Source organism: Mariprofundus sp. KV (assembly GCF_013387475.1).
In the GTDB taxonomy this organism is placed as follows: Bacteria; Pseudomonadota; Zetaproteobacteria; order Mariprofundales; family Mariprofundaceae; genus Mariprofundus.
This window is the reverse complement of the sequence record NZ_VWNB01000009.1, coordinates 84,562-104,875: the sequence shown is the minus strand read 5'-3', so window position 1 is coordinate 104,875 and position 20,314 is coordinate 84,562. Positions and strand designations below refer to the sequence as shown.

General features: G+C 53.0%; 18 protein-coding genes. 14 read left to right on the top strand and 4 right to left on the bottom strand.

Going from position 1 to position 20,314, the window contains the following annotated elements:
- Window positions 1–3: 3 nt before the first annotated feature.
- The 14 genes from F3F93_RS08855 to F3F93_RS08790 all read left to right on the top strand — a co-directional run bounded on the left by F3F93_RS08855 (window position 4) and on the right by F3F93_RS08790 (window position 14,963).
- Window positions 4–579 carry an SPOR domain-containing protein gene (locus F3F93_RS08855; protein WP_176958813.1) on the top strand — a complete coding sequence of 192 codons (576 nt, stop codon included), beginning with the start codon at window positions 4–6 and terminating at the stop codon, window positions 577–579.
- Window positions 576–2,183 carry a gamma-glutamyltransferase gene (locus F3F93_RS08850; protein ID WP_176958812.1) on the top strand — a complete coding sequence of 536 codons (1,608 nt, stop codon included), beginning with the start codon at window positions 576–578 and terminating at the stop codon, window positions 2,181–2,183. The genes F3F93_RS08855 and F3F93_RS08850 overlap by 4 nt, the downstream gene beginning before the upstream one ends.
- Window positions 2,180–2,677: a 2-amino-4-hydroxy-6-hydroxymethyldihydropteridine diphosphokinase gene (folK, locus tag F3F93_RS08845; RefSeq protein WP_176958811.1), complete on the top strand. Its 498-nt coding sequence runs from the start codon at window positions 2,180–2,182 to the stop codon at window positions 2,675–2,677. Before F3F93_RS08850 ends, folK begins: the two co-directional genes overlap by 4 nt.
- On the top strand, window positions 2,671–3,342 hold the full coding sequence (locus F3F93_RS08840; RefSeq protein ID WP_176958810.1) for a deoxynucleoside kinase: 672 nt from the start codon (window positions 2,671–2,673) through the stop codon (window positions 3,340–3,342). Before folK ends, F3F93_RS08840 begins: the two co-directional genes overlap by 7 nt.
- A 302-nt stretch (window positions 3,343–3,644) precedes the next feature.
- Window positions 3,645–4,433, top strand: a complete 789-nt coding sequence (gene panB / locus F3F93_RS08835; protein ID WP_176958809.1) for a 3-methyl-2-oxobutanoate hydroxymethyltransferase — start codon at window positions 3,645–3,647, stop codon at window positions 4,431–4,433.
- Window positions 4,430–5,290, top strand: a complete 861-nt coding sequence (gene panC / locus F3F93_RS08830) for a pantoate--beta-alanine ligase (protein WP_176958808.1) — start codon at window positions 4,430–4,432, stop codon at window positions 5,288–5,290. Before panB ends, panC begins: the two co-directional genes overlap by 4 nt.
- Window positions 5,287–5,664 carry an aspartate 1-decarboxylase gene (panD, locus tag F3F93_RS08825; RefSeq protein ID WP_176958807.1) on the top strand — a complete coding sequence of 126 codons (378 nt, stop codon included), beginning with the start codon at window positions 5,287–5,289 and terminating at the stop codon, window positions 5,662–5,664. The genes panC and panD overlap by 4 nt, the downstream gene beginning before the upstream one ends.
- A 13-nt stretch (window positions 5,665–5,677) precedes the next feature.
- Window positions 5,678–7,294 carry an FAD-dependent oxidoreductase gene (locus F3F93_RS08820; RefSeq protein WP_176958806.1) on the top strand — a complete coding sequence of 539 codons (1,617 nt, stop codon included), beginning with the start codon at window positions 5,678–5,680 and terminating at the stop codon, window positions 7,292–7,294.
- 26 nt (window positions 7,295–7,320) lie between these two features.
- Window positions 7,321–7,710, top strand: a complete 390-nt coding sequence (locus F3F93_RS08815) for a 3D domain-containing protein (protein ID WP_176958805.1) — start codon at window positions 7,321–7,323, stop codon at window positions 7,708–7,710.
- 124 nt (window positions 7,711–7,834) lie between these two features.
- Window positions 7,835–8,851: a hypothetical protein gene (locus tag F3F93_RS08810; RefSeq protein ID WP_176958804.1), complete on the top strand. Its 1,017-nt coding sequence runs from the start codon at window positions 7,835–7,837 to the stop codon at window positions 8,849–8,851.
- Window positions 8,852–8,973: 122 nt separating this feature from the next.
- A complete protein-coding gene (locus F3F93_RS08805) occupies window positions 8,974–9,435 on the top strand; it encodes a helix-hairpin-helix domain-containing protein (protein ID WP_176958803.1) in 462 nt (153 codons plus the stop codon).
- 306 nt (window positions 9,436–9,741) lie between these two features.
- Window positions 9,742–10,257 carry a DNA-deoxyinosine glycosylase gene (locus tag F3F93_RS08800; RefSeq protein ID WP_176958802.1) on the top strand — a complete coding sequence of 172 codons (516 nt, stop codon included), beginning with the start codon at window positions 9,742–9,744 and terminating at the stop codon, window positions 10,255–10,257.
- 106 nt (window positions 10,258–10,363) lie between these two features.
- A complete protein-coding gene (gene htpG / locus F3F93_RS08795) occupies window positions 10,364–12,256 on the top strand; it encodes a molecular chaperone HtpG (protein ID WP_176958801.1) in 1,893 nt (630 codons plus the stop codon).
- Between the two features lie 163 nt (window positions 12,257–12,419).
- On the top strand, window positions 12,420–14,963 hold the full coding sequence (locus F3F93_RS08790; RefSeq protein ID WP_176958800.1) for a POTRA domain-containing protein: 2,544 nt from the start codon (window positions 12,420–12,422) through the stop codon (window positions 14,961–14,963).
- 26 nt (window positions 14,964–14,989) lie between these two features.
- On the opposite strand, the gene F3F93_RS08785 is transcribed toward F3F93_RS08790, so the two are convergent.
- The 4 genes from F3F93_RS08785 to F3F93_RS08770 all read right to left on the bottom strand — a co-directional run bounded on the left by F3F93_RS08785 (window position 14,990) and on the right by F3F93_RS08770 (window position 20,297).
- Window positions 14,990–15,445, bottom strand: a complete 456-nt coding sequence (locus F3F93_RS08785; protein WP_176958799.1) for a cyclic nucleotide-binding domain-containing protein — start codon at window positions 15,443–15,445, stop codon at window positions 14,990–14,992.
- 14 nt (window positions 15,446–15,459) lie between these two features.
- Window positions 15,460–16,581 (bottom strand): dihydrolipoyllysine-residue succinyltransferase, encoded by a 1,122-nt coding sequence (sucB, locus tag F3F93_RS08780; protein WP_176958798.1) that lies wholly within the window; start codon window positions 16,579–16,581, stop codon window positions 15,460–15,462.
- 42 nt (window positions 16,582–16,623) lie between these two features.
- Entirely contained in the window at window positions 16,624–19,458 is a 2,835-nt protein-coding gene (locus F3F93_RS08775) for a 2-oxoglutarate dehydrogenase E1 component (protein ID WP_176958797.1), read from the bottom strand.
- Between the two features lie 68 nt (window positions 19,459–19,526).
- A complete protein-coding gene (locus F3F93_RS08770; RefSeq protein ID WP_176958796.1) occupies window positions 19,527–20,297 on the bottom strand; it encodes a YdcF family protein in 771 nt (256 codons plus the stop codon).
- Window positions 20,298–20,314 lie beyond the last annotated feature (17 nt).

Genomic DNA, 20,314 nt, shown 5'->3' with positions numbered 1-20,314 from the left:
GACATGAGTGGAGAGACAAACTGGCAAGCATCAGTGATGGAGCACCGTGCGGCATGGATTGTAGCTGCCTGCTGCCTGCTGCTTATCCTCACAGCTTCACTAAAACCTGATCTTTTCACACCATCTCCTGAACAGGCCAATGAAACGGTGACCAAGCTAGAGCGCGCCAAATCGCAGGCTAAACATCTGCCAGCTGCCATTATCGAGGAGCCGGAACAGATTGAGCCGGAACCGGTAGTTGAACCGGTCAACCCCGGCACAGTTGTCGCACCGGCCAAGCCGGTCGTTAAACAAGAGGTTGCCAAAAAGCCTGTGCTCAAAGCTACCCCCTCTGCAGATGAGCCCGGCAGTGGTTATTACGTGCAGCTGGGTGCATTCAAGGAGAGGCCACGAGCACAGGGATTGATCGATCAACTCAAGCGTCACGGCTGGAGTGGTGTTCTCTCTCAAAAAAACAATGGGTTCTATGCAGTCTGGGCTGGCCCTGAGCAGCAGCGTACCGAGGCAGACAAACTTCAAATCGCCATTGAAAAGAAGATGAAAACCAAAGGCTTTATCGTTCACCAGAAAGGTAGATGAGCAGAAACAGTCACGGGGTTGTAGCCGCTGGTCATCCTGCCACCGCTGAAGCGGGCGCACTCACCCTTCAAGCCGGTGGCAACGCTGTTGATGCAGCCATTGCCGCCATCACTACATCCTTTATTGCAGAGCCTGTGCTTACTGCTGCCGGTGGTGGCGGTTTTATGCTGGTTGCCGACTCGGCATCTCGTGCCATCCTCTATGACGGTTTTGCCCGCATGCCATTTGGCAAAGCATTGACCGGTATCCAGCCTGAACTGAAAGCGGTACCCATCGATTTCGGCGACACCATACAAACCTTCCATATCGGCCAGGCATCGGTCGGCACCCCCTCCCTGCTGGCGATGCTGTTTCATGCCCACAAGGTGCATGGCAAATTGCCGTTATCCGAGGTGCTTGCACCGGGGCTGGATGCAGCCAGAAGCGGCATTCGCCTTAATCAACTGCAAGCCTCCTTCATCAAACTGCTCACCCCGATTCTCACCGATACCGACGCCTGCAGAGCACTGCACAAACCGATGAGGGGTGGGGAGAGCTCAGAAGCGTTGTGGCGTGAGGGTGAATCCTTCCGCAATCCTGATCTGGCCAATACACTGGAGATGTTAACTATTGAGGGCATCGATGAGATGTACCATGGTGATCTGGCCAGGGAGATTGTTAAAAGCTGCTCCCCCTACGGCCTGCTCGGCATGGAGGATTTGCGGGCTCAGCAGGTATTTGAGCGTAAACCTCTAAATATCGAACTGCTTGGCGGCACGCTGCTGACCAATCCGCCCCCAAGCTCCGGCGGCCTGCTGATCGGCTTTGCTGCCAGCATGCTCGACCACCTCTATCGCAACCATGAGACATCCGGATTGCCGTGGCCGGTTCTCGTGGCTGAAGGGTTGCGGGCAGCAAGCCTGCTGCGACGGGAGGGTTTTGACTCCCGTATCCATGATGCTGAGATCGCGCAGCAGATGTTTGAGCCGGAGCATATTGAAAAAGCAGCAGCCAGAATCAGGGCTCGCTTACTGGGCATCGGTGATGAGCAGGCAAAAGAACCGGATAATCGCCACGGTAGCACCACCCACATCAGTGTGATCGACAAAGATGGGCTGGCGGTCTCGATGACCAGCAGTAATGGTGAGGGGTCAGGTATTGTTGTGCCCGGCACCGGCATTCACCTGAACAACATGCTCGGAGAGGAGGATATCAATCCGCTGGGCTTCCACGCCCTGCCCGGTGGTGCCACACTCTCCTCGATGATGGCGCCTTCAATATTTCTTGAGCACGATAAACCCGCACTGGTTCTCGGCAGCGGAGGCTCCAATCGCCTGCGCGGTGCAATTCTGCAATCACTGCTGCGCCATCGTCTGCTCGGTCAGGATATTGAGTCGGCAGTGCATGCACCACGCCTGCACAATGAAGGTGACCAGCTCGATATTGAGCCTGAATTCCTGAATGACCATGAACGGGAGCTGTTAATGCGTCTGGGCTGGAAACTACGCGACTGGCGGAAACAGAGTGTCTATTTCGGTGGCGTACATGCCATCACCCGCTCGCCCGCTGGTAACCTGCATGGCTGCGGCGATCCCCGCCGCGGCGGCGCCATCGCTTTCGCATGATGACTGTTTATATTGCTCTTGGCGGCAATCTCGATGACGTCAAAGCCGCCTTCATCTCTGCCCGCAGCATGATTGCAGCACTGCCCGACACACGTGTAACTGAATCATCAAAACGCTACCGTACCCCGGCTATCGGGCCTGCCGGACAACCCGACTACCTGAACGCCGTCATTGCCATTGCAACGGAGATGCAGCCGATTGAGCTGCTTGATGCACTACAGGCCATTGAGCTGGAACATGGCAGAGAGCGCAAAGAGCATTGGGGAGCACGCACCCTTGATCTCGATATCGTTGCCATTGAGCAGGAGATCATCAGTTTGGAAAGACTTTCTGTACCGCACCCGTTGATGTTTGAGCGTCAGTTTGTGTTACGCCCTCTTTGCGATCTGGCTCCGGAGTGGCAACATCCACAGCTGAAGCTAAGTGCAGCCGAAGGATTGGAGAAGATCATCGCGGCTGGCGAATCGCCACTACCTGAGGGGGAAGCATGGTAACACTGATGGACAAGCGTTTTGGCAAGAGGCCACTGGATCAGTGTCATATCGCCATTGAGGGGGCGATCGGTGTGGGCAAAACCACACTAACCCGGAAGCTTGCCGACAAGCTCGGTAGCACTACATTTTTTGAGCAGGTCGATGACAACCCGTTTATCGAACTCTTCTATCAGGACCCCTCCCGCCACGCCCTCTCTGTTCAGCTCTCCTTCCTCTTTTCACGCCTGAAGCAGTGGCAATCACTGCATCAGCAGGATCTCTTCACACAGGGCATCGTCAGTGACTTTATCTTCGCCAAAGATCACCTGTTTGCCACCGTCACCCTCTCCGATGAGGAGCTGGCCCTCTATGAGCAGGTCGCCAAACTTGTAGCTGTCGACATCTATAAACCGGATCTGGTGATCTACCTGCAATCCGATCCGCGTGTGATTATGGAGCGCATCCGTGGCCGCAATCGCCCGATGGAGCGCGGCATCAACTCCGATTACCTGCAGAAGGTGATGAGCGCTTACGATCAGTACTTCTTCCACTATCAGGAGACTCCCCTGCTGATCGTGCAGACCGACCGTATGAACTTCGCCGAAAACGATAAAACAATCGATGCCCTGATCGAACGCATCGGCAACATGCAATCCCACAACGAGTTCTGGGCTGATTACAGCTAACATCAAACTTGCCCCCATTCGGGGGAGATACAGACCAGCAGATCAACCCTAAGCTTGCCATAACAAATGGCTGCAACCGCCAATCTCGGACACTCGTCATCCCGGCCGGTTCGAGTTCTGTTAGCGGAGCCATCCAGGACTCGAACTAGAAGGTCTGTCGAATTCAATAATGATCCAAGCGCCATCCTGAAAGCTCCAAAAACTGTCAATTTGCCGCCGTCGGCTCATCCACATAGTATGCGCGCATCCTGAAAGACGGTACCTACCCTTTTACGAGGCGGACCGAAGCAGAAAGGAATGAGATGACAATAACTAAACCGGTCACCGCAGCGACGCTTTTGCGCGCCAAGCAGCGTGACGAAAAAAGTGTATGGCTGACCGCTACTGATGCGACATCAGCCGCCATCGCCGAGATGGCCGGAGCCGAAGTGCTGCTGGTTGGCGACTCCCTTGGCATGGTATCCCTTGGCTACGACTCCACCCTTCCCGTTACCCTTGATCAGATGATTCACCACACCGCCGCTGTTGTGCGCGGCCGCAAGTTTGCATGGGTGGTCTGCGATCTCCCCTTTGGCAGCTATCAGAGATCTGCCGAGCAGGCCTTTGACTCCAGCGTTCGTGTTCTGCAGGAGAGCGGCTGTGATGCGGTGAAAATCGAGGGTGGCGAACATATGGCCGAAACCATCCGTTTTCTGGCTGAGCGCGGTATCGCTGTGGTTGCCCATATCGGACTTACCCCGCAATCGGTGAAGAAGTTCGGCTCCTATGGCAAACGCGGCAAGAGCGAGAGTGAACAGGCGCAGTTGATTGCCGATGCCAGAGCCGTGACTGAAGCCGGTGCTGTGGCACTGGTGCTGGAGAATATCCCTGCTGAGCTGGCAACCGCCATCACCTCGCATGTGGAGATTCCAACGGTTGGCATCGGTGCAAGTGCCGAGTGCGATGCACAGGTGCTGGTCTTCAATGATCTGGTCGGTATCTCCGAATCCAATCCACCGTTTGCTCCGGCCTATGCCGATGTGCGCAAAGTAATGTCTGACGCCATCAGCCGCTGGAGCGCCGATGTTAAAGCCGGTCAGTTTCCGAAATGAGAGTAGCCAACACCACAGCCGAAATACGCCGCCAGCTTAAATCACTGCGCGGCTCTAATTCTATCGCTTTTGTACCGACCATGGGCTGCCTGCATGAAGGTCATATGAGCCTGATCCGCAAGGCCAGGCAGATGGCTGATATCGTGGTTGTCAGCATCTATGTTAATCCGTTGCAGTTCGGACCCAACGAGGATCTGGATCGCTACCCGCGCACCTTTGAAAACGATGCCAGACTGTGTGCCGACGCCGGTGTGGATTTCATCTTTCATCCGAGCACGCTCTATCCCAAGAGCGGCCCGAAAGTCACCCTGAAAGCAACCAAGCTATCGGAGTGCCTCTGCGGCGACTCCCGCCCCGGCCATTTTGATGGTGTGGTCACCGTTGTGAATATCCTCTTCAATATTGTGCAGCCCGATATCGCCATCTTCGGTGAGAAGGACTGGCAGCAACTGGCAATTATCAAACGTATGGTCTCCGATCTGCAGATGGCCATTGAGATCATTGGCTGCCCTACCCTGCGCGAATCCGACGGGCTGGCGCTGAGCAGTCGCAACCGCTACCTCAGCGAGAGTGAACGCGTTATTGCTCTGGCCATCTCTAAATCGCTTATCGCCATGCAAAAGATGGCCGCCAGTGGCGAGTCCGATATCGAAGCGGTGAAAGCTGTCGCGACCAGAATCCTGCATAACGCCGGCATTACACCTGACTACCTTGATATCCGTAGTGCAAGCTCGCTTAAAATAAAACGCAAACTGAACAGACAACCGGCCCGCGCTTTTATTGCCGCCAAAGTTGGCAATACCCGCCTGATCGATAATATGCCGCTTCCCCTGACTGCTGATGGAGTGAACCCATGAAATTAACAATGCTGAAGTCCAAGATTCACCGCGTCACCGTGACGCATGCAGAGCTCGATTATGAAGGCTCCTGCGCCATCGATCTGAATCTGATGGATAAAGCCAACATCTTACCCTTTGAACAGCTGCATATTTATAATGTGAATAATGGTGAGCGTTTCACCACCTACGCCATCACTGCACCTCGCGGTTCCGGCACCATCGGTGTAAACGGCGCTGCAGCTCATAAAGCCAGCCCCGGTGATCTGCTGATCATCTGCACCTATGCTGAACTGGAAGCCAAAGAGGCTGAACATTTCAATCCGGCACTGGTCTATGTGAATGGGGACAACGCCATCACCCACACCAGCCATGGTCACCTGGCAGCAGTCTGAGCAGCCGCTCTAAGTGCTTTATGCCATTTCCAATATTCAGGTCGGACTTGATGAGAGTGATGCGAGCGTAACCCGCCGCATTGCGCAGCAGTTGAATCTGACTGTAGAGGCGATTTTATCATCGACCTGTTCACGCCGTGCCATCGATGCGCGCAAAAAAACGAACATCCATTTTGTCTGCAGTTATGAGATTGAGGTCGATCAAATCATCGATCCGCTACCCAACAACTGCCGCAAACTTGAACACTCCACCCTCTCCCCGCCACGACCCGAAGTTTTCACCAGAAAGGTTACTGCGCAGCATCATGCTGTAATCATCGGAGCTGGCCCGGCCGGTCTCTTTGCTGCCCTGGCACTGGCTGAATCCGGTATCCGCGTCACCCTGCTGGAACGTGGCAAACCGGTGGAGACGCGCATGCGTGATATCGGTCGCCTGCGCTCTCGTGGTGAACTTGATACTGAGAGTAACATCTGCTTCGGTGAAGGCGGCGCAGGCACCTATACCGATGGCAAACTCTATACCCGCATCAAACACCCCTTCCTGCGCTGGGTGTTGGCCGAGTTCGTCCGTTTCGGTGCCAGAGAAGATATTCTTATTGATGCGCATCCGCATCTGGGCACCGACAAACTGGTGCGCATTGTGCGCAATATGCGTCATCATCTGCTTGAGTTGGGGGTGGATTACCGTTTCGAGACGCGTGTCGATGATCTGCTCATTGAAAACGGAAAGGTCTGCGCTGTACGCACAGGTTGTGGCGATGAGATCAACGCGGATCATGTCATTCTTGCTACCGGCCACTCGGCCCGCGACACCTTCAAGCGGCTGCAACAGCTCGGCATCAAAATGGAGGCCAAGGCCTTTGCTGTCGGTGTGCGTGCCGAACATCCACAGGCCCTGATCGATGCCATCCAGTTCGGCAACAGGGCTGGTCATGCCAAACTCTCTGCCGCCGAATATGCACTGACCCATCAGGTGGCCGACAAGCATCTCGGTCAACGTGGCGTTTACTCATTCTGCATGTGCCCCGGTGGACTGATTGTACCCTCACCCACTGAAGCCGGTGCCATGGCAGTCAACGGTATGAGCAATGCCAAACGGGGAGGCAGATGGGCCAACTCAGGCATTGTTGTGCAGGTCACACCGGAGGATATTGTACGTCACGGCATCAAGAGTGACCCGCTGATGGGCATCACCTTCCAGCGTGAACTGGAGGTCGCCACCTTCAAAGCAGCCGGTGATCACTATGCAGCCCCGACCATGCGGCTTACCGATTTCGTGAACCGTAAGGCTACAGGCAACCTCGCCCCTACCCGTTTCAAACCCGAAGCGATCGCCACTGACCTCTGGCAGCTGCTGCCACACTGGATTGCCAATCCTCTGGCGGAAGGGTTGTTGGGTTTTGATCGCAAGATGCGCGGTTTTATTACTGATGAAGCCAACCTTCTGGCCACAGAGAGTCGTACCAGTTCACCGATCCGCATTGAGCGCAACGAATCGATGCAGTCGGTCAATGTGGCCGGGCTCTACCCTGTCGGTGAGGGTGCCGGTTATGCCGGTGGTATTGTCAGTGCTGCTGTTGATGGCATGAAAGCCGCCGCTGCCATTATTGAGCAGCATCACAGCTTATAGCACTGAATCGATCAAACTCGGGCACCATGAGATCATTTAAACGACTTTTTTCAGCCCTGCTGTTTCTAACGCTGGCAAGCTGCAGTGTTGCCCACTCTGGATCACTTTCCGGCCACTCGCTCACGGTCACGGCAACCGCCTACAATTCGGTCAAAGCGCAGACGCAGGGTAACCCCTCCATCGGGGCATGGGGCGATCATCTCAAACCCGGTATGAAGGTGATTGCTGTCTCGCGTGATCTGCTTCGTATGGGTTTAAAGCATAATACGCGCGTAAAGATTGACGGCCTGCCCGGCACCTTTCTGGTCAAAGACAAGATGAACAAACGCTGGAGCCGCAAGATCGATATCTACATGGGACGTGATATCAAAGCCGCCCGCAGTTGGGGCAAGCGCAAAGTGACTATCCGCTGGTAACGCTCACACCCGATTCATGACCCATATTTATGGGACATACAGCTTCAACGCAAACCCATAAAGTTGCTGATACTCAGGCTGAGTTGCAATAAGAGCCTGACGATCAAGGACGTTGGGGATCATCATGAATAAAACGTTTTTTGCATTCACTCTAATGCTTGCGACTGCTTCCATCACTACAGCCCGGGCCGATGAATCCGGCACTGTGACCAAAATGTATATGCCCGATGGTCAACTGCAGAGTCATATGGTTCGTATCTATACCAACAAGAATCTGGGTGATATTCCTGTAACGCAGATCTCCCTGCGACTGTTTGGCACCCACGGCATGCAGGATAACGTGCCCAGCCATGCTCAACCGATTCATCCAATTGCAATGGATAACAACCATAGCTGGGAGATGAAGGTCAGGGAGAGCTCGATCCGGCAACATGGAACTTTGCTACTGTTTGATCTGGCCGACTATCCGATCCCAAATTACATGAGTGCCATCCGTGTGCTCCCTGAATTAAGCTGGTGTGACAGCAAAATAAGACCGGACGGGGAAGACTGCTATGCAATCGGGGAGAGGGAGATCTACCTTGCCAACTCCACCGGTGCATACAGCTGGGCTGCCGGATCCCTCTTATTCCTCATATTACTGATCGGCCTGATGTCGACAAAAACCCACGACAAAGCGATCCACCTGATCTGTGATGCCAGAGGCAAGCTATCGCTATCACGCACACAGATGGCGCTCTGGACACTGGCCATTGGTGGCGTAGTGACCGCCTTCGGACTGGCCCGTTTCGAAGTTCCCGAGATTCCCGGCACCCTGCTGGCGCTGATGGGGGCCTCACTGCTCACCACAGGCATCAGTTACAATCAGTCGGAAGAGAGATACAGCGGTGTAAAGGTAGAGTCGCGCTGGTATGACCTGATCAGCGATGGCACCTCAGGCACCCTGTCGCTGGCACGGGCTCAGATGGTATTCTGGACGGTCATCACACTCGGAATCTTTGTCTCCAAAAGCATTCTTGATGGTGCACTCTGGCAGGTGCCTGTCGAACTGGTCGGTCTGATGGGCATGAGCCAGCTCGCCTATCTGGCACCCAAACTCAAGAGCAATGTAACCCCTGCAGTAGAGAGAGGGAATCAATAGTGAGGGTCTGAACGATCACATTTTCACGTATCACTTGAGTATCCCAGCCTTGAGAAGCATATTGACCGATACAGCAGCGAAAACAGTGCTGATGGCAAGCAAGTCTCGCCTAGGAGAAAGTGATGAAGCATTCGATTACAGACGTATCAGGCATCGGCGAGAGCACTGCCGCACTGCTGGCCGAGCACGGTATTGATTCAATCAAAGCGCTGCGCAAGGGAGGAGTGAAGAAGTTATGCCTTGTGCCAGGATTTGGAGAAGCACGTGCCACCAGGATACTTGCCGCTGCCAGGGTGCTAAAGGATGGTGACAAAGCTGCCGGAAAAGCCGCTAAACAGGAGGCCCGGGCAGCAGAAAAAGCAGCCAAGAAGAGTAAAAAGGCTAATGCCATAGCAGCCAAAGCTGACAAGGCCTTGAAAAAAGCTGCCAAGCATGCTGCAAAAGAGGCTGGCAAGGCGGATAAAGCGGCAAAGAAAGCCACATTAAAGCGTGAGAAGAAAAGTACGAAAGCTGCAGCAAAAGCAGCCAAAAAAGCTTCAAAAAAGACATGCGAATCTGCAAAGAAGAAAGGTAAAAAGAAGTGACGACTTCATTCTTTGGCATGTTTCACAAGCCATTACAGGGTTCGCCAGCTTCTTTAGCTGCCTGACTCATACGCAAAGTCACTATGCGCCGACAAGTAGTCATCAGTATATTATCAAATATTAATAAGTTTTCATTGTCAATTAATTTGATTCTAACTGGAGGGCGCTAATGTTTGACCTGTCCGGGGCGAACACCCTCCCTCCCCTCCCTTAGTTCCTCCGGACAAAGTTCAACAAAGGGCCCCTATACGGGGCCCTTTTTCTTTTCATCTTGTCCTATGATCAATTCGCTGTAACGCTTCAGCAATGTCTGACACCGGATTCCCATGCTCTGCAAGTCCTGACGCCCAAATTCTAATACTTGGATCGATGCCAGGTCGAAAATCACTGCTGTTGAACCAGTATTACGCACATCCACAAAACAGCTTCTGGCCGATCATGGCAGCGCTGTTCGGATTCGATACCGCAGTCACCTATGAAAAGCGGCTTGCTCTGCTCAGAGAGAGCGGCGTAGCGCTTTGGGATGTGGCTTATCAATGTGTGCGACAGGGCAGTCTGGACAGTGCGATTGAAATCGAATCGGTTGTTGCCAATGATTTTGAGCTGTTTTTCAAAACATATCCGCAGATCCGGGCTATCTTCTTTAACGGGCGCAAGGCCGAAGAGCTTTATCGCAGGCTGGTACAGCCCAATCTGTCACCGGAATGCAAACAGATAGGGGCACATCTGTTGCCCTCCACCAGTCCGGCCAATGCAGCTATGAATCGCACACAAAAACTTACAAGCTGGAAAAAAGTCCGCGACACCCTTGAAAACAGCTAAACCCGCCCCTATCTATTCACTTCACACTATTTATGCCTTGCCACTACGTACCTTTGCGTACTCTGCGGTGAAAGGTTCTGATTTTAACAAGACTTAAGGAGAACACATGACTGCAACAAAAGAGACCCGTGCCTTTCAGACGGAAGTAAAACAACTTCTGGATCTGATGATCCATTCGCTCTATTCGAACAAGGAAATTTTCCTGCGCGAGCTGATCTCCAATGCTTCTGATGCTGCTGATAAACTGCGTTTTGAGGCAACCACGGATGATGCCCTGTTTGAAGGCGATTCCGATCTCAATGTTTTCATCGATGTAGATAAAGAGGCGCGCACCATCACCATCCGTGATAACGGTATCGGCATGAGCCGGGATGAGGTGATTGCCAACATCGGTACCATCGCCCGCTCCGGCACGAAAGAGTTCTTCGGCCAGCTATCGGGTGATCAGGAGAAGGATGCACACCTGATCGGCCAGTTCGGTGTCGGCTTCTACTCATCCTTCCTGATTGCTGACAAGGTTACCCTGACTACCCGTCGTGCAGGCCTGGAACATGAACATGGCGTTCGCTGGGAATCAAAGGGTGATGGCGAATATGAGCTGGAGACGGTGCACAAGGAGAGTCGCGGCACCGAGATCACCTTGCACCTGCGTGAAGAGGCGGATGAGTATCTCGATGACTGGCGCCTGAAAACCATCATCCACAAATATGCCGATCATATCCCTTTCCCTATCCGCATGATGGGTGCCCCTGCTGCCGCAGCTGAAGGTAAAGAGGTAAAACCGGCTGAAATTGTAACAGTAAATCAGGCTTCTGCCCTCTGGACACGTCCGAAATCAGAGCTCACTGATGAGGAGTACAACAACTTCTACCAGCACATCGGCCATGACTTTGATGATCCACTGGCCCGCCTGCACCAGAAACTTGAAGGCAAATATGAGTACTCACTGCTGCTCTACCTGCCAAAGCGTGCCCCGTTCGACCTCTGGCAGGTTGAAGCCAAACATGGCGTAAAACTCTATGTTCGCCGTGTCTTCATCATGGAAGCCAATGAAGAGCTTCTGCCGCGTTACCTGCGCTTTGTGCGCGGTGTAATGGATACCAACGATCTGCCGCTGAATGTGTCGCGGGAAATCCTGCAGAAGAGCCCTGCGATGGATGCCATGAAGAAGGGAGCAACCAAACGCGTTCTTGGCCTGCTTGAAGAGCTGGCCAAAGATAAACCGGAAGATTACGCCACCTTCTGGGGCGAGTTCGGCAACTGCCTCAAAGAGGGTGTGATCGAAGATTCGGCCAACAAAGACAAGATCGCTTCTCTGCTGCGTTTTGCCACCACAGAAACAGAAGAGCAGAGCGTATCTCTGACTGAATACATCGCACGTATGAAAGAGGGTCAGGATACCATCTATTACATTACGGCCGAATCACTGGCTGCCGCCAAACACAGCCCTCATCTTGAGGTATTCCGCAAGAAGGGCATCGAAGTGGTGCTGCTGCATGATCGTATCGATGAGTGGCTAACCTCGCATCTGAGTGAGTTCGATGGCAAAAAGCTGCAATCGATTGCCAAAGGTGAGCTCGATCTCTCATCTATCGGTGAAAATGCCGAAGAGGAGAAAAAGGCTCACGAAGAGAAGGCAAAAGCTGCCGAACCTGCCGTTGAGAAGATCAAGGAAGCACTCGGTGACAAGGTAAAAGATGTTCGTACCACTGATCGTCTTACCGAATCACCCGCATGCCTGATCTCCGATACCTTCGATATGAGCAGCAATCTTGAGCGTATCCTTAAGCAGGCTGGTCAGGATGTGCCGGATATCAAACCGATCCTTGAGATCAATCCGGATCATGAATTGATTCAGCGTCTGGCCAAGATGCGCTCCAAAGATAAAATCAGCGATTTCTCCAGTATCCTGTTTGATCAGGCGGTACTGGCAGAAGGTGCTCTGCCGGAAGATCCGGCCGGTTTTGTCCGCAAAATCAACGCACTGCTGACGCAGTAAAACGCATTTATCCCGGCCCCTGTTTGAAGATAAACAGGGGCCGGGCTATTTATAAATCTGTTCAACGCCCCTGAGCGTCCGATCCAAAATCAAATAGTGTTGGCATTCTTTATGCGTAAGCCTCAACATTAACTGCTGGGGATGCTGGAAATATGGATCTAAAATGCTTATAAAAAAGGTGACCGTGACACTTTTCGGGGCTGTTTGCCTCGTTGTTCCCTTTTTCGTTTCTGCCAATGCAACCAGCCCGACATGGCTGGATGAAGGCTGGAGACAGATCGAGCAGAACCAGCATGAAGCGGCAATCGCCATCTGGCAGGAGGGCGTTAACAGACTGCCTGACAAGCAACTACTGGGTTCACTGGGATTCTTTTCAGAATTTGCCAACGCCCTTGAGCGTCTGAAACTGGCGGGTCGTCAGGAACAAGTGTTCATCATTCATGACCCACAGGAGAGCAGAGGTTACCACCTGCTGACGGCGCAGGAGGTGCTCAAGGATATCCACCTCCGACAGATCCAGCTGGCCGCACTAAAACAGCGAACGGGCATGCAGGGCAAACTGCTGGCCAATGAATCACGCAAATTCAAATCACCGCTGTCACCTGAAAAACTGGCAACAATTAAACAGCAGACCCTGGCCGAAGCCGCGAAAATGCGCGCTGCAAAAGCAGATGCAGAAGCCATAGCCAGGGAAGAGGCCAAGAGAGAAAGAAGCATCGCCGCCTTGAAACAACAGGCAGCTGCAGAAGCTACTGCTCTGAAAAAGCAGGCTGAAGCAGAGGCAAAAGCTACCGCAAAACGAGAGAAGGCAGAGGCTGCTGCGAAGATTGCTGCCATGAAGAGTGCTGCGCAGAAAGAGGCTGCGGCACTAAAACAGCAAGCTGAGGCAGAGGCGAAAGCTGCAATCGAAAGAGAGAAGGCAGAGGCTGCTGCGAAGATTGCTGCCATGAAGAGTGCTGCGCAGAAAGAGGCTGCGGCGCTAAAACAGCAAGCTGAAGCAGAGGCAAAAGCTACAATCGAAAGAGAGAAGAGAGAGGCTGCAGCAAAGATTGCTGCCATGAAGAGAGACGCGGAGATAGAGGCTGCAGCACTGAAACAGCAAGCTGAGGCAGAGGCAAAAGCTGCAATCGAAAGAGAGAAGAGAGAGGCTGCAGCAAAGATCGCCGCCATGAAGAGAGACGCGGAGATAGAGGCTGCAGCACTGAAACAGCAAGCTGAGGCAGAGGCAAAAGCTGCAATTGAGAGACAGGAAGCAGAGACAGCGATAAAGATCGCCGCTATGAAGAGAGATGCGGAGATAGAGGCTGCGGCTCTAAAACAGAAGGCTGAAGCACGGGCGCAAGTCATTGCATTAAGAGAAACGTCGATAGCCGAGAAAAAAATCAGTGCCATGAAGCGGCATGCAGAAGCAGAAGCAAAAGTTACAGCCATGCAACATAAAACCAGAGCAAATTCACTGACCATAGCGATGCAAAAAAAGGCCGAAGCTGAAGTGGCTGCATTGAAGCAAAAAGTTGAGCGTGAAGCAAAAGCCGCGACAATAAAGCAGCAGCTTGAGGCTGAAAAGAGAATCATAGCCCTGGAACAGCAGGCTGAGAAAGAGGCTATTGCACTCAAACAAAAAGCTCTAAATGATGCAAAACAGGCAGCGTCAGAACGACAGGCAGAAGCTGAAGCGCGTGCCATAGCCATGCGAGAGCGAGCAGAGGCAGAAGCTAATGCTATAACGTTGAAGATCGAAGCCGAAGCCAGAGCGAGGGCGTCAAAGCAGCGCGCCCGCGCTGAAGCGGAGGCTGCAGCATTAAAGAAAAAAGCCGCAGCTCAAGCCAGTGCTGGCACCATCAATGAAAAAAAGCAGCCTCCTCTGAAACAGATGACTCAGAAAGAGCAAGTTCAACAGGTTTTGACCCCTGCCTCAGTTGCAGCTCAAAAACTGGATGTGACGGTGTATGAGACTGTCAATCCCACTGATACGGCGCTTAAGAGTGCGCTGATTGAAGCAGGAGGGCCCCAGGAGTGGATCAACGATGGGTGGCACTACTTCGAGCAGCAGGATTATGCAACAGCCCTGCTCAAATGGCAGCGTGGCCTCAATGGATTAAACGGTGATCGACTGCTTGCTACACTGGGTGCCTTCTCCCAGCTGGGCAATGCTGTAAATCGTCTGCAAAAAATCGGACCCGACCACAATGCCATCATTATCCGATCGAGCATGAATGGTCGGGATATCTACTATGTACTCTCTGCAACCGAAGTACCTGTCGATATTTTTGATCGTCAGGAGCAGCTCAAAAGTCTGAAAAAAGCGGCAGGCATCTCCGGCTTCCTGCTGGCCTGTGAAAGTAAAAAATTCAGATCAGGCCCCATTTCCGACAACCATTTTGCCAACATCAAGCTCTATCGCAATATTACGCCGACCAAAAAGGTGGTGGCACGGGATATCTGGACGGCCATTGAATCACAATCATTTACCATCAATAGATTCGAGGTTAGCGGCAATAAACTGCTACCTACCGACTTTATTCTGATCAGCCTCAGAGACTACTACGGAGATGAACGCTCCCGTTCCGACATCAATCAGATTAGAAATGATGTCATCAGCCTCTATCAGATGTCCGGCTATTCAAAGGTGAAGGTTAACCTGCCCAAGCAGGTGGATAACGATACCATAGCGATTCAGATTGATGAGAATCGTATACGTCACTAAGAGCTCTGCGCCTCATTAGATCTCCTTTAAACGCTGCCGATCTGGAACAGCTTCTCATCAGAGAGGCGCAGGCGACGGCTGATTTCGCGACCGATATTCATCTGAATAATGGTGAACTGCTCGAGGTTCTCCTGATGCAGCGCGAACAGGGATACCTGACTAATCTCTATCGCCCTGCAGCGCGTTCTGGCTATGACCGATGCACTGCGGGGATAGAGATCCAGTAGCGCCATCTCACCGAAGCAGTCACCCTGCCCCAGCTCTCTGGCTACAAGCTCCTGACCATCTCGCAGTTTCAGGGCTGCAACAACACCTGACTCAACGACAAACATCGAAACTGCAGGGTCACCTTCGTGAAAGAAAAACTCGCCCTTCTCCAGATTGAGAAGAGATGCGCGCTGCATCAGGAACTCCAGCCCCTCCCGACTAACGCCGCCAAAAACCGGCATCGACTGCAAAAGTTCAAACCTGGCCTCATCCATCTGACTGTCAGCGATTACAGATCCAGCGTAAGACTGGCCGGATATTCGAGTGCCTCTTTCACTGCCACCAGAAAACGTACCGCATCAGAGCCGTCAATCAGACGATGATCATAGGAGAGTGCCAGATACATCATCGGCCTGATCACAATGGCATCGTTCTCCACCACAGCCCGTTTCTGAATGGTGTGCATACCGAGAATACCGCTCTGGGGCGGATTCAGAATAGGTGTTGAGAGCATCGAACCATAGATGCCGCCATTGGTGATCGAGAAGGTTCCTCCCTTCAGATCATCCGGGCTCAAACCTCCGCTTCGGGCTTTGCCAGCCAGGGCGAGAATCCCCTTCTCCACCTCAGCCAGACTCAACAGATGGGCATCGCGCAGCACAGGTACAACCAACCCCTTCTCTGTACTGACGGCAATTCCGATATCAACATAGTCGTGATAGACAATATCATCACCTTCGATATAGGCATTGAGTGCCGGATATTTCGAGATGGCATGGCTAACAGCCTGCACAAAGAAGGACATGAAACCGAGTTTCACACCATGTTTGTCCTGAAAGCTCTGGCCATAGCGGCTACGCAGATCCATCACCGCCTGCAAATTGACCTCGTTAAAGGTAGTCAGCATCGCTGCGGTGTTCTGGGCATGTTTCAATCGCTCGGCAATTCTGCGACGCAGACGACTCATCGGCACCCTCTCCTGCTTACGGCCCGAAGAGGAGACAGCAACTCCGCGTGGCGGAGCCTCAGAAACCTTTGCCGCAGGAGGCGGAGCTGCTGGCTCCGGCTCTGCCTGAACCGGAATCTCATCAACCGTATCAACCTTCTCAGGTGCAGCGGTGACAGCCTCTTCCACTGCAGCCGAAACCTTTTTCGCACCGGCAGCAACCTCTGCACTATCATCGATATACGCGATCACTTCACCGGGTTCGACAATATCCTCAACCTGTTTCAATATCCCGGTCAGCACACCGCTATCCAGAGCTGTGATCTCCATGGTGATCTTGTCACTCTCAATCTCAGCCAGCACATCATCAACGGCGACAACATCACCCTCCTGCTTGAGCCAGGCGATCAATGTCGCTTCGGTCTCGGACTCTCCGAGGCTGGGTACTTTGATCTCAACTTGCATGCTTCACTCCCTTGCATCTGTTCATCACAAATCCATTTTCAATCACATCAGCACTCCTTCCGTGCCCTCGGCAAAGGCGGCCTCAAGTAGTGTCTCCAGCTCTTTTTTGTGCCGTTTTATTGACCCAACGGCCGGTGCAGCTGAGGCAGGTCTGCTGACGCAATAGATCTTCTGATCCGGTGAAAGAATCTGTCGAATCGGACTATTCAGGAATGGCCAGGCCCCCTGATTGGCAGGCTCTTCCTGAACCCAGAATATCTCATGCGTTGCGGCATATGGCTCAAGCTCGGAGATAAGCTCTTGTGCCGGGAATGGATAGAGCCGTTCAATACGCAACAACACAACATCATCAATTCCCCGCTCCTGCCGTTCAGCCAGAAGATCATAATAGACCTTACCTGAACAGAGGATCACGCGGCGCATCGGGCCAGCAGGCAGATGCCGCTCCCCCATCACCGGCAGGAACTTGCCATGCGTAAAATGCTCCAGTTTTGAGAAGGAGAGCTTCTGGCGCAACATACTTTTGGGGCCCATCATAATCATCGGTTTGCGTACCCGACTCATCAGCTGACGCCTGAACATATGGAACAGCTGCGCAGGTGTGGTGGGATAGACCACCTGCATATTGTTTTCAGCACAGAGCTGCAGAAAACGCTCCAGACGGGCAGAGGAGTGCTCCGCGCCCTGTCCCTCAAAACCATGCGGCAGCCAGAGCACCAGCCCGGACATGCGGTTCCACTTTGTCTCACCGGCTGCAATAAACTGATCCACTACCACCTGCCCCATGTTGGTAAAGTCGCCGTACTGCGCCTCCCAGATCACCAGAGCCCTTGGCTCAGCCACAGAGTAGCCATACTCATAGCCCATCACAGCCATCTCGGAGAGCATGCTATCAACGACAATAAAGTGTGAGAGTTCGCCATTCTCCACCTGTCTGAGTGGAATCATGCTTTTACCTGTTTTCTGATCATAAACCACGGCATGACGATGGAAGAATGTACTGCGTCCTGAATCCTCACCGGTCAGGCGAACCCAGCCCCCCTCATGCACCAGCGATGCATAAGCCATCGCCTCGCCACAACCCCAATCGACATCTGTTTTGCCATCCATCATCTGAATGCGCCCATCGTAGATTTTCTCGACCCTCGGATGCACCGAGAAACCGGCAGGCAGTCGATGTACCCGTCGAGCCAGATCAGCAAGCAGCTCTGCATCGACGGTTGTATCAGGCTCTTCGGCACTCTCATTAACAAAACCATCCCAGCGTCCCTGCAGACTATTGACCGGGTTTGGTGCCCTGAGGTCATTGGCCCTGCGCACCTTCTCCAGGCAGTCGCGATAGGCCGTGATCATATCGTCACATGCCTGCGCAGTGAGAATGCGATCTTCAATCAGACGGTCACGATAGACCTGCTCCACGGTCGGATGCTCATTGATACGGCGATACATCACCGGCTGTGTCACCTCCGGTGAGTCGGTCTCATTATGACCGTGGCGGCGGTAACAGATCAGATCAATGACGATATCTTCGTGGAAGGTGTTGCGATACTCCACAGCAATCTCAGCCGCCAGACAGCAGGCCTCAGGATCATCGCCGTTCACATGCAGGATCGGAGCCTGCACTATCTTGGCAATATCGGTGCAGTAGGTGGTTGAACGGGCATCAAAAGGGTTGACGGTAAAACCGATCTGATTGTTCACAACAATATGGATGGTGCCACCGATACGGAAACCGCGCAATTTGGAGAGCTGCAGGGATTCAGCCACCACACCCTGTCCGGCAAAGGCAGCATCGCCGTGCATCAATACGCTCATTACTTCAGTTTTCGACTTATCCTTTCGGCGGCACTGGCGTGCCCGCACACTACCCAGCACCACAGGTGTGATAATCTCCAGATGTGATGGATTAAATCCGAGGGAGAGATGCAGCGTGCCCCCGGGGGTGCGCACATCAGAGGAGAACCCCATGTGATACTTCACATCGCCCTGCCCATGAGCGCTCTCCTCAAGCTGAGTACCCTCAAATTCGGAGAAGATATTAGAGAGTGACTTGCCCATGATATTGGCCAGAACATTCAGGCGACCGCGATGGGCCATGCCCATAATAATCTCTTTGGTACCATTGCTTCCGGCCCGCTGAATCAGCGCATCGAGCATCGGAATCAGGCTCTCACCACCTTCAAGGGAGAAGCGCTTCTGACCTGCATAACGGGTATGCAAAAAACGCTCCATCTCCTCGGCATGCATAATTCGGCCAAAGATATGTCTTCGCGTATCGGCATCGTAATCGGCTCGGGAGCGAATGCGTTCAAGGCGCGACTGAATCCAGTGCCGGCGTGCTGAATCGGTGATATGCATAAATTCCGGACCAATATGGCCACAGTAGGTCTGTTTGAGCAGATCAATGATATCACGCAACGGCATCTGCCGATCACCGGTAAGATCTCCGGTTGGAAATTCATGATCCAGATCGGCCTCGGTCAACCCGTAATAGGCCAGTTCAAGTTCAGGACTGTTCGGACGCGGATCCAGACGCAGGGGATCAAGCCGGGCATGCAGATGGCCATGCATACGGTAGGCGTGAATCAGGTAGATTGAGCGTGATGGATACTCAATATCGCCACGCCCGGCAAGTGAAGGGATATCATCAAAATAGCGTTGCGCCGTACGCGGTTGTGGCCGCATCTTATCCAGCATCATCTGATGCGATGTTGTTGCATAGCCCCGCTCTTCCAGTTCAGAAAAGTAAGTCACCCACTGCTGATCCAGCGATTCGGGATCTCGGAGGAACTGCTCATAGAGCTCTTCAAGATAGGAGCCTCCGGCACTGAACAGCTCATCCTGAATACCGGCATCCTTTGTCTTCGATTGACTCACAAAACCTCCAGACATGTTATACCCATTTATAGACCTACAACGCTGTGTTGACCAGAACTGTTTATCTCCTACAGCAGCGACTTTAACCTGTACCAGAGCAGCCCCATATATTCATGCAGACCATCGCAGCTTTCAGAGAAGACATTCCAGCGCGGCAGATAACTGCGCAGATCGTACGCATCTCTCTCAACCTTGTAGTCACAAGGAGCTGCTATCACCTTCAGACCCTGACGCTCAAATGACCAGACAGAGCGTGGCATATGCCATGCGGTGGTGACCAGAACCACCGCAGAAATGCCCTGCGCTGCAACTTTCTCTTTGATTTTTGTGGCATTTTCCCAGGTGTTTCTGGCTGCTGCTTCAACATGGATGGCTGATTCAGCAACACCAAATCTTTTCAGCCAACGATGCATCACCACCCCTTCGGGTTCAGTTGTCTCAGAGAGTACGGCACCACCGGTTGGGTAGATATCCAGACCTCTTTTCAATGCCAGATCAGCCGCATAGAGGGTGCGCATCATGGCAAAGCTGCTAAGGCTATCCCTGCCTCCATACTCCGGAGCCTTCTCATAAAGGCCTCCGCCAAGCAGTACGATGACCAGCTTTTCATCTGTGGGAAGTTGGTCCAACTGAAGCGGTGCATAGGCCTGCTCCAGCGGATTGAGCAGGGCATCGCGAACAGGTTCGGTAGAGAGCAGCCAGAACAGAGTCAGGGCCAGAAAAATAAGCAGCCGCGCCCAAAAACGTCTGTAGAAAACAAGCCCCAGCAGGGCCAGAAGAATCAGTCCACCCGGTGGCAGAAGAAGTTGTGATACTGCTTTACCCAGCAGCAAACTCATGCAGAACCCTGATTTGG

Bases quoted from the DNA above. Each gene is read 5' to 3' on its own strand.
- F3F93_RS08815 (WP_176958805.1), top strand. From the start codon at position 7,321: ATGAGATCATTTAAACGACTTTTTTCAGCCCTGCTGTTTCTAACGCTG.
- F3F93_RS08800 (WP_176958802.1), top strand. From the start codon at position 9,742: ATGTCTGACACCGGATTCCCATGCTCTGCAAGTCCTGACGCCCAAATT.
- F3F93_RS08855 (WP_176958813.1), top strand. From the start codon at position 4: ATGAGTGGAGAGACAAACTGGCAAGCATCAGTGATGGAGCACCGTGCG.
- F3F93_RS08810 (WP_176958804.1), top strand. From the start codon at position 7,835: ATGAATAAAACGTTTTTTGCATTCACTCTAATGCTTGCGACTGCTTCC.
- sucB (WP_176958798.1), bottom strand. From the start codon at position 16,581: ATGCAAGTTGAGATCAAAGTACCCAGCCTCGGAGAGTCCGAGACCGAA.
- panC (WP_176958808.1), top strand. From the start codon at position 4,430: ATGAGAGTAGCCAACACCACAGCCGAAATACGCCGCCAGCTTAAATCA.
- panB (WP_176958809.1), top strand. From the start codon at position 3,645: ATGACAATAACTAAACCGGTCACCGCAGCGACGCTTTTGCGCGCCAAG.
- F3F93_RS08790 (WP_176958800.1), top strand. From the start codon at position 12,420: ATGCTTATAAAAAAGGTGACCGTGACACTTTTCGGGGCTGTTTGCCTC.
- F3F93_RS08850 (WP_176958812.1), top strand. From the start codon at position 576: ATGAGCAGAAACAGTCACGGGGTTGTAGCCGCTGGTCATCCTGCCACC.
- htpG (WP_176958801.1), top strand. From the start codon at position 10,364: ATGACTGCAACAAAAGAGACCCGTGCCTTTCAGACGGAAGTAAAACAA.
- F3F93_RS08805 (WP_176958803.1), top strand. From the start codon at position 8,974: ATGAAGCATTCGATTACAGACGTATCAGGCATCGGCGAGAGCACTGCC.
- F3F93_RS08785 (WP_176958799.1), bottom strand. From the start codon at position 15,445: ATGGATGAGGCCAGGTTTGAACTTTTGCAGTCGATGCCGGTTTTTGGC.
- F3F93_RS08770 (WP_176958796.1), bottom strand. From the start codon at position 20,297: ATGAGTTTGCTGCTGGGTAAAGCAGTATCACAACTTCTTCTGCCACCG.
- panD (WP_176958807.1), top strand. From the start codon at position 5,287: ATGAAATTAACAATGCTGAAGTCCAAGATTCACCGCGTCACCGTGACG.
- F3F93_RS08840 (WP_176958810.1), top strand. From the start codon at position 2,671: ATGGTAACACTGATGGACAAGCGTTTTGGCAAGAGGCCACTGGATCAG.
- folK (WP_176958811.1), top strand. From the start codon at position 2,180: ATGATGACTGTTTATATTGCTCTTGGCGGCAATCTCGATGACGTCAAA.